Raw genomic sequence first — 11,024 nt, 5'->3', positions numbered from 1 at the left:
CCGCTGGAGACTGAAACGCCCGGTTACGTGCGTCTCGATGCCGAGGTGAGCTATACCTTGAAGCGTGAAACCTTCGGGCCGCTCACGCTCTACCTGGCGGGACGCAACCTGCTCGATCAGGACATCCGGTTTGCCACGTCCTACACCAAGGCGTTCGCGCCACAGCCCGGTCGCTCTTTCGTGCTGGGCCTGCGCGCGCAGTTCTGACGTCCGAGCGGTCAGCATGATGGCGATGGGTCGTTCGAGCGCATGCCGCGACGGCCACCAAGCCTATCTAAATGCGCTCGACCGGACGCTGTGGGCCGGCCTCGCCGCGAGCCTCGCACTCCACGTCCTGCTGGTCGAGTTGCTGCCAAGTCCCTTCCATCATCCGCATCCCGCGCCGCGCACGCTCGATGTGACCTTCGTCACGCCGCCGTCTCCGCCTGTACCACTACCGCAGGAGCCGGACACTGCGCCTTCACCCGCACCGGCGGCGGCAGCGCCGCGCACGGCGCCGCAGCCGAAGCCCGAAGCGAAGCCGCCCGCGAAGCCTAAGCCGGCGCAGGCGACGCCGGCGATCGCGCGATCGACACCACCGCCGCTCACGCTTCCGGCAGCGGCGCCGTCTCTGGCTGCGGTACCCACCACCACGGCTCCCCCCACGGCCGATGTCCAGACGCCGCCGGACCGGCTCGCGGCGGCTCAGGCCAAGGCCGAGAGCGCAGAAGCGGGCCCCGTGTCACCGCCTTCGTTCCGCGCGGGCTATCTGCACAATCCCGAGCCGGTCTACCCCACGGCGTCACGCCGCTTGGGCGAGGAAGGCACGGTGCAACTGCGCGTGCTGGTAAGCGCCGAAGGACGGCCGCTGCAGGTGGATGTCCATCGTTCCAGCACGCATCCGCGTCTGGACGAAGCGGCGCTCGCCGCCGTGCGCGCCTGGCGCTTCGTTGCGGCAAAGCGTGGAGAGACGGCGATCGAAGCGCCGGTGATCGTTCCGATCGTCTTCAGACTGGAAAGCCTGGAATAGCGATGGCGCGCCGGGGTCCGCTCCGGCGGGCGATGTATAATCCGCGCTCTTCCTCGAATCGACCACCGCTCTCCTGCCATGGCGCAGTTGCACGGGACTACCATTCTTTCCGTCCGCCGCGGCCACCGCGTCGCCCTCGGCGGCGACGGCCAGGTGACGCTCGGCAACGTGGTGATGAAGGCAACGGCGCGCAAGGTGCGCCGCCTCTATCACGAGCGCATCCTCGCGGGTTTCGCCGGCGGCACCGCGGACGCGTTCACGCTGTTCGAGCGCTTCGAGTCGAAGCTGGAGAAGCATCAGGGCCATCTCCTGCGCTCCGCCGTCGAGCTGGCGAAGGACTGGCGGACGGACCGCATCCTGCGCCGGCTGGAGGCGATGCTCGCCGTGGCCGATCGCGAGGCCTCGCTCATCATTACCGGCAGCGGCGACGTGGTGGAGCCCGAACACGGCGTGATCGCCATCGGCAGCGGCGGGCCGTACGCGCAGGCGGCGGCGCGCGCGCTGCTCGACAACACCGAGCTCGATGCCGCCGACATCGTGCGCAAGGCCTTGGCGATCGCGGGCGACATCTGCATCTACACCAATCAGCAGCACGTGGTGGAGGTCCTTGAGTGAAGAGCTGAAGGCGTGCAGTGGAGTGGATGCGCTTCGCGCAGCAGGCTTCACTCGTTCAGCCCTTCCGCCCTTTGCTCGTTCACGCCTTCACCCATTCACTCCTTCACGCGGTTGACGCCATGTCCGGAATGACCCCTCAGGAGATCGTCCACGAGCTGGACAAGAACATCGTCGGTCAGCACGCCGCGAAGCGCGCGGTGGCTATTGCGCTGCGCAACCGCTGGCGGCGCCAGCAGGTGCCGGAGCCGCTGCGCCGCGAGATCACGCCGAAGAACATTCTCATGATCGGCCCCACCGGGGTGGGCAAGACCGAGATCGCGCGGCGGCTGGCGCGGCTTGCCAACGCGCCCTTCGTCAAGGTCGAAGCGACCAAGTTCACGGAGGTGGGCTATGTCGGCCGCGACGTCGACACGATCGTGCGCGACCTGGTCGAGAACGCGATCAAGGACGCACGCGAGCAGGCCAAGCAGACGGTGCGGCATCGCGCGGAGGACCTCGCGGAGGAACGCGTGCTCGATGCGCTGCTGCCGAGCGCACGGCCGGTGGGTTTCGGCGCCGAGATCGAGCCGAAGGAGAGTGCGACGCGGCAGGTGTTCCGCAAGAAGATCCGCGAGGGTGAACTCGACGACAAGGAAATCGAGATCGACGTCGCGGCGGCGCAGCCGAACATGGAAATCCTGGCGCCGCCGGGCATGGAGGAGCTCACGGCGCAGATCCAGGGCATGTTTCAGAACCTGGGCGGCAACAAGCGGCGCACGCGTAAGCTCAAGGTGCGCGAGGCGATGAAGCTCATCGCCGACGAGGAAGCGGCGAAGCTCGTGAACGACGAGGAGATCAAGCTCAACGCGCTCGCCAATGTCGAACAGAACGGCATCGTGTTTCTCGACGAGATCGACAAGATCACCAGCCGTTCCGATGCGCACGGCCCCGATGTCTCGCGCGAGGGCGTGCAGCGCGATCTGCTGCCGCTCGTCGAGGGCACCACGGTCTCCACCAAGTACGGCATGATCCGCACCGACCACATCCTGTTCATCGCGAGCGGCGCATTCCATCTCGCCAAGCCCTCCGATCTCATTCCCGAGATGCAGGGCCGCTTCCCGATCCGCGTCGAGCTCGCATCGCTCGGCGTTGCCGACTTCGAGCAGATCCTCACCAGCACCGATGCCTGCCTCACGCGCCAGTACGAAGCGCTGCTCGCGACCGAAGGCACTACGCTCGAGTTTCGCCCCGAGGCGATCCGGCGCATCGCGGAGATCGCCTGGCAGGTGAACGAACGCATGGAAAACATCGGGGCGCGCCGGCTGCACACCGTGATGGAGAAGCTGCTGGAGGAGACCTCGTTCGATGCCGGCCAGCATGGCGGCAGCGTCGTCATCGACGCCGCGTACGTGGACCAGCGTCTCTCCGATCTCGCCGGCAGCGACGATCTCGCGCGCTACGTGCTGTGAGCCTCCTGCTCCCGTCGCATCTGCGCGTGCGCTGCGCCAGCGCATTCACGCGCACCGTCGTGCTGTGCGCCGCGCTCTTCGTCGCCGCGTGTACGACGCCGGGCAAGGGCGGCGATCCGAACGTGTCGTCGTGGAACACGCTCTGGCCGACGTCCCCGGACCACGCGTACTGGGGCACCTGGCAATCGCCCGCGGCCGATGCCTGGTTGCGGATCGATTCGACCGGCGAGGGCTTGCTCTTTCGCCCGGCCGCCGAGCCGGAGACGGGCTGGGTCAGGACGCAGTTGCGTGTGGTGCCATCGCAATGGGGCGGCGGCTGGGACTTCGTGACCGAGACCGGGGCGCGCTATCGGCTGCGCGGGGCAGGAGACGACTGGATTGCGGTTTCCGGTCCCGCGGGTGAGCAGCGCTACGCGCGGGGAAGTCTGCCCGCCGATGTGGCCGCCGCGGCCCCCTATCGTCCGCCGTCCGCGGAGGACTCCCGGCTCGAATTCAACACCGACGAGGACTGGTTCCAGTCCATCTGGCCGTTTTGAGCGCGCGGCGGCGCGTGCGGCATCAAGACGCCAGCACCTCGCGATAGACCTGCAAGGTTCCCGACCACATCTTCTCGAGCGAGAACTCGGTGAGCGCGCGCGTGCGTCCGGCCTCTCCCAGGCGCCGGGCGAGATCGCGGTCTGCCAGCAGCGTGTCGAGCGCGCCAGCCAACGCTGAAGGATCGCGCGGCGGCACGACGAGTCCGGTGATCCCGTGCTGGTTGACGAAGGTGGCGCCGTTGCCGAGCTCGCAGCCGAGGACGGGGCGCGCACACGCCATCGCTTCCAGTTGCACCAGTCCGAACGCCTCGCTCGGTTCCACCGAGGGCATGCAGAACACGTCGGCGGCGCGGTAATACGCCGGCAGCGCGGCGTCCGGAATGCGACCGAGCAGGCGCACGCGCTGTTCGAGGCCGAGCTCGGCGACGAGCTGTCGGTAGTCGGCGGTGAGCGGACCGGTGCCGCCGAGCAGCAGCAGCGCATCGTCGGCCGTGTCGCGCATGGCGCGGATCAGAAACTCGAAGCCCTTGTAGTAAACGTGGCGGCCGACCGTGAACACGAGGGGACGACCATCGTGCGCGTGGCGGATCCGTGCCGCCTCGGCGTCGAGGCCGGGTGCGAGATACGGCGCGTAGTCGAGGCCATAGGGCACGACGTGGAAGCGCTCCGGATGGCGCGAGCCGGTGAGCTGTGTGGACGCGGAGAAATGCCGCGGCGTGGCACCGATGATCGCGACGGCGCGGTCGATGATGCGGTTGAGGAACGGCCGATAGAGGCGCAGCAGGCCCTGCTGGCGCACGATGTCGCTGTGCCACGAGATGACCACGCGCCGCGCACCGGGCAGGGCGGCGAGCGCGAGATGCGACATCGGATCGGGGAAGTGCAGGTGATACAGGTCGAAGCGTCCCTCGCGTTCGAGCGAGCGGATGAGCGCCGGCATCGTCGGACACACCGGCATGCTCGCGAGCAGGCCGAGCGACGGTGCCTTGTATACCTTGTAGCGCGGCAGGTCGATGACGTCGAGGCCGCAGCGCTCGTTGGCGACGACGTTGGCGACGTGGATGTTCTGCGAAAGTCCGTCGAGCAGATTGACGACGTGGCGTTCGAGGCCGCCGAAGTTGTCGTTGTAGAAGCGCCCGAAGTGCAGGACCCGCATGCCGCTGCCGTCGGCCTCACACGTCGGCCAACGCGATGCGATAGACGCGCTCGGTCTCCACTGCGCAGCGCGCCCAGCTGAAGTGGCGCGCACGCTCGACACCGGCCGCACCGCGCGCTGCCCGTGCGTCCGCGTCCTCGGCGAGCATGCGGATCGCCTCGGCAAAGCCTGCCTCGTCGCCGGGCTCGATGGTGATGCCGACATCGCCGACCACCTCGGGCAGCGACGAGCGATTCGAGGTGATGACCGGGATGCCGCACGCCATCGCCTCCAGCGCCGGCAGGCCGAAGCCTTCGTAGACCGACGGATACAGCAGCATCGTCGCGCCGGCGTAGAGCTGCAGCAGATCGTCGGTCGAAAGATAGCCGAGCGCGCGCACCTGCCCGTGACCGGCGAGCGCGTCGATTTCCGCCTCGATGCCGTCGGTGAGCCATCCCTTCATGCCGACGATGACGAAGGGCATCCGCTCGCGCAGCGCCTCGGGCAGGCGATGGAATGCGCGCAGTCCCTGGATCAGGTTCTTGCGCGGCTCCAGCGTGCCGACGGCGAGCACGTACTGGCCATGGGTGAGCCCGTACTTCGCCAGCACCGGTGTCGTCTCCTCGGACGGCCGCGGGTGGTAGGTGGGTGACACCCCGAGATGGATCGGGTGGATCTTCTCCGGGTCGATGCCGAACACCGACACCACCTCGTCGCGCACGAACGCGGAATCGGTGATGATGGCATTGCAGCGCTCCAGCACCGGCGGCAGATGCTTTTCCAGGAAGCGGATGCGCAATGCCGGATGCGTCTCTGGAAAGCGCACGAAGGACAGGTCGTGTACGGTGTTGACGATGGCGCCGGAGAAGTCGAACGGCAGGTAGTTCGGATCGTGGAAGAGCTCGCAGTGGAACTTGCTCACGCCGCGCCGGAACTGCATCCGCTGCACCCAGCGAAACACTTCGTGCGGGTTGGGTACCACGCGCTTCACGAACTCCTTGGCACGCACGATGCCCGGCATCGGCGTCTCGCGCAGCTCGCGTCCCCAGCCGTGACCGTAGAAGTAGTGGAGGTCGAATTGCCCCCGGCGTTCGATCGCCCGCATGAGGTTCTGTGTGTACTGGCCGATGCCGGTGAGCGGCGACAGGAGCGAGGTCGCGTTCACGGCGACGCGGACCGGCTGCGCCCGTGCTTCCGGCGCGTAGGCGGCGCGCGAATGGTTGACGTGGTTCACGGATGAGGATTGCATCAGCTGGCCGCGAGCGCGACGTGATAGACGCGCTCGGTTTCCTCGGCGCAGCGCGCCCAGGTGAAGTTACGTGCCCGTTCGAGTCCGCGCGCCGCACGGTCGCTGCGCTCACGCGGATCCTCGGCGAGCCGGTGCATGGCTTCCGCCAGACCGGCGTCGTCCGCCGGGTCGACGGTGATGCCGACATCGCCCACCACCTCGGGCAGCGAAGACCGGTTCGAGGTGATGACCGGAATGCCCGACGCCATCGCCTCCAGCGCCGGCAGGCCGAAGCCTTCGTAGATCGACGGATAGACGAGCATTGCCGCGCCGGCGTAAAGGTTGAGCAGGGCCTGATCCGGCAGGTAGCCCAGCGCGCGCACCTGTCCCCTGGCGGCGAGCGCCGCGATCTCCGCCTCGATGCCCTCGGTGAGCCAGCCCTTCATGCCGACGATGACGAAGGGCATCGTCTCGCGCAGCGCCTCGGGCAGGCGGCGGAAGGCGCGCAGCCCCTGGATCAGGTTCTTGCGCGGCTCGAGCGTGCCCACCGCCAGGATGTAGTGGCCGTGGGAGAGGCCGTGTGCGGCGAGGGTAACGGTCGTCTCGTCGGGCCCGCGCACCCGGTATTGCGGCGCGACGCCGAGATGGATCGGATGAATCTTCTCGACCGGCGTGCCGTACACCGCCACCAGTTCGTCGCGGACGAAAAGGGAATCGGTGATGATGCAGCGGGAGCGTTCGAGCGCGCCCGGGAAATACTTGTCCATGAGCTGGCGGCGTGGTCTCGGATGCATCTCCGGACAGCGCACCACCGACAGGTCATGCACCGTCGTCACGATCGGCCCCGGAAAGTCGTACGGCAGGAAGTTCGGGTCGTGGTAGAGCTCGCAGCGCAACCGGCGCACGCCGCGCGCGAATTCGATGCGCTGGATGCGGCGGCTGACCTCGTGGGGATTCGGGATCAGTCGTTTGGCCAGACGCTTCAATCGGTTGAGACGCAGCGACGATCCATCCGGCATCTGCTGCCCCCAGTTGTGGCCGGAGAAGTAGTTGAGCTGGAAGCGTTCGCGCGCGCCGATCGCCTGCATCAGGTGCCGCGTGTACTGCCCGATGCCGGTCAATGGCGACAGCAGGCATTGGGCATTTACCGCGACGCGGGGAGCGTGCGGCCGCGCCACGCTGGCGGCGGATCGTTTCATTCGTGCGAGCTCCGCGAGGGCGACTCGATGACTTCGCCCAGCGTCACCAGGCGATCCTGCTCCACGTCGAGCACCTGGAGATGCGCGATCGCGCGGCCCCGATCGGCGCCGCGCAGGTAGTTCATGTTGCCTTGCTCGTCGCGGGAATCGCGGTGGGTGGACGCCACAAAGCCTTCTGCGGCCCTGAGCTTCTCGAACGCCGCCGATAGGTCGCTGCGGACGAAGAAGGCATTCGTGCCCTTGCTGTTGCAGCCGACGAAATCGTAGCCCTTCTCGGCGCCGAGCCGGCACAGCGCCGCCAGCGACGCGCCGAAATAAAGATGCGAAAAGTGCGCTTGGCCGCGCGAGAACGACGGGTCGTAGGGGACGGTGACGGCGCGGGTGCCACCGAACAGGCTGTTGTATTCGCAGACCACGATGCGCGGTTCGATGGAGACGATGGCCTGCCAGACCCAGTAATCGTTGCCGTCGAGGTCGATGCTGAGCAAGCCGATGTCCGGCGATGGCACCTGTGCGGCCAGCACTTCGTCGATGTTTTCGCGAGTGATGAAGGCACGGGTCGCCGTCAGGTCGTAGCGCCAGTGCAGCGGGTCCCTGCGGATCGCCTCGATGAGGCGCGCGTCGCTGTCGAGCACGAGTCCGCTCCAGTTGTCGTTGACGAGCAGGAAACGCGTGTTCGATTCCTGATAGTCCTCGACGCCGAATTCTACGAAGAAACGCGTCGCGAGCGGCACCCGCTGCAGCAGATACTGGAGAATGCCGTCCTCGCCGAACTGCGAGAAGACAGTGAACTCGGCCTTCTGAATGCTCGCGTGCGAGGGGAGCGCACGCACGCGCTCCGCGTGCAGCTTGCCGAGCAGGAGTAGCGTGTTCAACTGCTGCGCCGGCAGGTCTCCGATCAGATAGCGCCGAATGTTCCGGGCAGCGGAGCGAACGAGCGATCTCAGCATGGCCTAGATGCTGCGCCGCCCGGGTTGCAGAAGCCGTCGGAGCAGTGCCTGGTCTTCCGCGGTGACGAAGCCGAAGGCGGCCCACGCCACGAAGAAAGCGCAGCCGCCCAGCGCGCTGACACCGACGAGGCTCACGAAACCGCGGACGAACCCCTGCAGGAGCAGCAGCACGACTGCCTGCACCGCCAGGCACAGCGCGACCTTGAGCAGGAATCCACGGCGTGCGCGAAACCAGCCGAGGTCCAGTGAACGCTCCAGCAGGCCGGCGTAGACCAGGCTTTGCAGCATGCCGATCAGCACCCCGAAGGCGACGCCGAGGATGCCGAACGGAGCGATGAGTGCGATGCTGCCGGCCGCCGTGAGGAGCACCGCAATGCCGCTGAAGACAGCGCCGATGCGTGAATTGCCCATGGCATTGAAGACGAGCGACGGCACCACCGACACCGTCGCGATGGCATAGGCGGTGATCAGCACCAGCGTCGGCGCGCCCACCTCGCGCGCGAAGTCCTCTCCCATCCACACGCGCAGCGCCGCCGGCGCCAGGACCAGCATCAGCACCGTCAGGGGCGCCAGCATGAGCGTGAGGTAGCGCGACACGCGCACGTAGAGTTCCTGAATCGGCGTATTCCTGTCGGTGATCGACAGATGCGACGCCCGCGGATAGACAAAGGCGGCGATCGCCGATGCCACCAGGGGCAGCTTCGCCGCGATGTTGGATACCAGGCTGTAGTGGGCGACGCTCACCGGACCGAGCACGGACGAGATCAGGAGTTTGTCCAGGTTGTTGACGAGTGCAGCATTGATCTGGGCGGCGAAGGCGAAGGTGTTGAAGGCGATCACGCCGCGCAGGTGCGTCAGGTTCCGGGTCGGCCGGAAGCTCGTCGCTGGGCAATGGTACAAACCCCAGGCGGCGAATGCGAGCGACAGCAGGGTATTGGTGGCGATGATCCAGACAAGAATCGCCACCAGTCCCTTGCCGGCCGCCACGAGTGCCCAGGCGCCGAGCCAGATGGCGGCGCTGTAGATTCCCTGTGCACCGGAGACGAAGGGCATCGCTTCCATGCCGCGCGGCAGCACCGCCGTGCCAGCGCCGACGAAAGCGACGGCGGCGAGCAGCGCGCCGAGGACGACCACCTGCTGCGTCTCCTGCGCCGGGAGCGTGGTGTCCGGAAACAGGAGCCGCGCCAGCGGATCGGCCAGCACGAGCCCGGCCCCGGCGACGAGCACGGCCAGACCGCTGAAGACGGTGAACACCTCGCGCACGACCTCGGCCGCGACGGCAGGCTCACCCTTGGCGGCAGCACGCGCGACGAGCCGCACGCCGCCGGCGCCGAGCCCGAGATCCATGCTCGTCAGCAGCGAAGTCACCGCGACCACCACCATGAGCACGCCGAAGCGCTCGCGGCCGAGGCCGTCGACGACCTTCGGTGCCGCGACGACGAAGACGGCGAGCGGGACGACGAGCCCGCCCAGGCTCGCGGCGGCGCTGGCGAGGGCGGTCGGCCGCCGGACCCGGGGCGCTGGGGCAGCCACTCTCGCGGGTCAGCCGGCCCGCGAGTTCACCCGCGCGAGAGCTTGTGCTCCCACCATGCGAGCGCGTCCGCGAGCGACGTGCGAAGCGGCGTGGTCGGCGCCCAGGAGGTCGCGCGTTGCAGCTTCTCGTACGATCCGAGCAGGCGCTTCTGCTCGGCCGGACGCAGCCGCGCCGGATCCTGAGCGACGCGCGCCTCGACGCCGGCGAGTTCGAAAAGCATCGGCAGCAGATCGCGGACCCAGACTTCCCGCCCGGAGCAGACGTTGTACGTTTCGCCGCCGGCGCCGTCTTCGAGCAGGCGCAGGTAGGCCTCGACCACGTCGCGCGCGTCGGTGAAGTCGCGCGTGACTTCGACGTCGCCGATCTCGATGACGGGGGGACGCTGGCCGAGCTTGATCTCCGCCACCTGCCGCGTGAAGCTCGCGACCACGAAGCGGTCGGTCTGCCCGGGACCGATGTGGTTGAACGGCCGCACGACGACGACATCGAGGCCCTCGGTGCGGCTCCACTGGCCGCACAGCGCCTCGGCGGCGACCTTGCTCACACCGTACGGGCTGCGCGGCTGCGGTGCCCGGGATTCGTCGATCGGCATCTGCTCAGGTGGCACCTGGCCGTACACCTCGGCCGAACTCACGTAGAGCACGCGGCCGGTGAATCCCCGCGTCTTCAGCGCCTGGAAGAGATTCAGCGTACCGGTGAAATTGACGTCATAGGTGCGCTTCGGGTCGCGGAAGGACTCGGGGACGAACGACTGTGCGGCGAGGTGTATGACAAAGTCGAACGCGTCGGCGGGCAGCGCGCATTCGAGCGAGGCGGGGTCGGTCAGGTCGTAACGGCTCCGCGGCGGGACGAGCTCGATTTCCGGTGCGGATGCAGACGCTGCCGCCAGCCACGATCGCAGGGTCTGGCCAACGAATCCTTCGTGGCCGGTCAGGAACAGACGCTTCATCGATGGGACTCTCGCGCGGCACGGAACGCTGCTCGCCCGAAGCAAGGAGCATTCGCGCCCGTTCTGTGTCTGGTCGCGCCGTGTAGGGAAACGCGGGCAGTCTACCAGAAGGTGACGCCCGCCTCCGTGCGCGGCCCAGGCTGCCGCGACTTGGCGGCGCTCTCCTGTAAAATCCCGGTCTTCGCGACCGGCGTGCGCGCCTGTCCTCCCACACCATGCTCGTGATCGTCGCGCTTCCTGCCCTTGCATTCGTGATAACCTCCGCCCTGATCGCGTGGATGTTGCGGAGCCGTTTCGCCGGTCTCGTGCTGGATCATCCCAACGAACGCTCGCTGCATGCCGATCCCGTGCCGCGCACGGGCGGGCTGGCGATCATGTGTGCGTTGACCTGTGCCGGCATCCTCCTGCTGCCGGTGAGTGT

Annotated in this window: 12 protein-coding genes; 6 read left to right on the top strand and 6 right to left on the bottom strand. The window is 67.7% G+C overall.

Annotated features, from left to right (window positions below):
• The 5 genes from JNK68_11950 to JNK68_11930 all read left to right on the top strand — a co-directional run.
• A partial coding sequence (locus JNK68_11950) for a TonB-dependent receptor (protein ID MBL8541069.1) occupies positions 1 to 207 on the top strand: 207 nt, incomplete at its 5' end.
• Positions 208 to 223: 16 nt separating this feature from the next.
• Entirely contained in the window at positions 224 to 1,009 is a 786-nt protein-coding gene (locus tag JNK68_11945) for an energy transducer TonB (protein MBL8541068.1), read from the top strand.
• 78 nt (positions 1,010 to 1,087) lie between these two features.
• The gene (gene hslV / locus JNK68_11940; GenBank protein ID MBL8541067.1) at positions 1,088 to 1,624 is read left to right on the top strand and encodes an ATP-dependent protease subunit HslV; all 537 of its coding nucleotides are present in this window, start codon (positions 1,088 to 1,090) and stop codon (positions 1,622 to 1,624) included.
• A gap of 119 nt (positions 1,625 to 1,743) precedes the next feature.
• The gene (hslU, locus tag JNK68_11935) at positions 1,744 to 3,072 is read left to right on the top strand and encodes an ATP-dependent protease ATPase subunit HslU (protein ID MBL8541066.1); all 1,329 of its coding nucleotides are present in this window, start codon (positions 1,744 to 1,746) and stop codon (positions 3,070 to 3,072) included.
• Entirely contained in the window at positions 3,069 to 3,608 is a 540-nt protein-coding gene (locus JNK68_11930; protein ID MBL8541065.1) for a hypothetical protein, read from the top strand. Before hslU ends, JNK68_11930 begins: the two co-directional genes overlap by 4 nt.
• A 22-nt stretch (positions 3,609 to 3,630) precedes the next feature.
• Here JNK68_11930 and JNK68_11925 read toward each other — a convergent pair whose 3' ends face one another.
• From JNK68_11925 to JNK68_11900, 6 genes are read right to left on the bottom strand one after another with little or no spacing between them, the layout of a single operon-like run.
• A complete protein-coding gene (locus tag JNK68_11925; protein MBL8541064.1) occupies positions 3,631 to 4,764 on the bottom strand; it encodes a glycosyltransferase in 1,134 nt (377 codons plus the stop codon).
• 16 nt (positions 4,765 to 4,780) lie between these two features.
• Positions 4,781 to 5,992 carry a glycosyltransferase family 4 protein gene (locus JNK68_11920; protein MBL8541063.1) on the bottom strand — a complete coding sequence of 404 codons (1,212 nt, stop codon included), beginning with the start codon at positions 5,990 to 5,992 and terminating at the stop codon, positions 4,781 to 4,783.
• On the bottom strand, positions 5,992 to 7,170 hold the full coding sequence (locus JNK68_11915; GenBank protein MBL8541062.1) for a glycosyltransferase family 4 protein: 1,179 nt from the start codon (positions 7,168 to 7,170) through the stop codon (positions 5,992 to 5,994). Before JNK68_11915 ends, JNK68_11920 begins: the two co-directional genes overlap by 1 nt.
• Entirely contained in the window at positions 7,167 to 8,120 is a 954-nt protein-coding gene (locus JNK68_11910) for a hypothetical protein (GenBank protein MBL8541061.1), read from the bottom strand. The genes JNK68_11915 and JNK68_11910 overlap by 4 nt, the downstream gene beginning before the upstream one ends.
• Before the next feature lie 3 nt (positions 8,121 to 8,123).
• A complete protein-coding gene (locus tag JNK68_11905; protein MBL8541060.1) occupies positions 8,124 to 9,653 on the bottom strand; it encodes an oligosaccharide flippase family protein in 1,530 nt (509 codons plus the stop codon).
• 26 nt (positions 9,654 to 9,679) lie between these two features.
• Entirely contained in the window at positions 9,680 to 10,603 is a 924-nt protein-coding gene (locus JNK68_11900) for a GDP-mannose 4,6-dehydratase (protein ID MBL8541059.1), read from the bottom strand.
• Positions 10,604 to 10,818: 215 nt separating this feature from the next.
• Here JNK68_11900 and JNK68_11895 point away from each other — a divergent pair.
• A partial coding sequence (locus tag JNK68_11895; protein ID MBL8541058.1) for a glycosyl transferase occupies positions 10,819 to 11,024 on the top strand: 206 nt, incomplete at its 3' end.

It is taken from the genome of Betaproteobacteria bacterium, from assembly GCA_016791345.1.
Classification (GTDB): Bacteria; Pseudomonadota; Gammaproteobacteria; order Burkholderiales; family JAEUMW01; genus JAEUMW01.
The sequence above is the reverse complement of the archived record's forward strand: the minus strand, read 5'-3'. Positions and strand labels throughout refer to the sequence as shown.